1 protein-coding gene is annotated in these 331 nt (G+C 53.2%); it reads left to right on the forward strand.

Annotation, left to right across the window (positions count from 1 at the left end):
* Positions 1 to 331: hypothetical protein (locus BN3772_RS29495; RefSeq protein WP_042204233.1), on the forward strand; the 331-nt coding region annotated here is incomplete at both ends.

Consider the following 331-nt stretch of genomic DNA (forward strand, 5'->3'; position numbering starts at 1 on the left):
AGCCGATGGTCATTTTCAATCCGACGCAAGGCCAGTTCAAGCAATCTATCGGCTACTTAGATCGTTACTTCCAGGATCCCAATGGCGATTCGCTTTCCTATTCCATTGTCCAGGGTCCGGATCCGCTCAGTGGGCTCAACCTGACTTTACATGCTGCATCTGGTTATCTTGCAGTTGGCGGTACGCCAACCATGCCAACCTCGTTCACCATCCGGGCAACCGATCCGCGGGGGCTGTATGCCGACATGAACACAACTTTAAATTTCGTGCCGGAAGCAATCTCTCATGCCGTTGTCGACGCGACGGGTCTGCTGACTCAGCTGGATCTGAA

This window comes from Paenibacillus camerounensis, assembly GCF_000723885.1.
Classification (GTDB): domain Bacteria; phylum Bacillota; class Bacilli; order Paenibacillales; family Paenibacillaceae; genus Paenibacillus_AQ; species Paenibacillus_AQ camerounensis.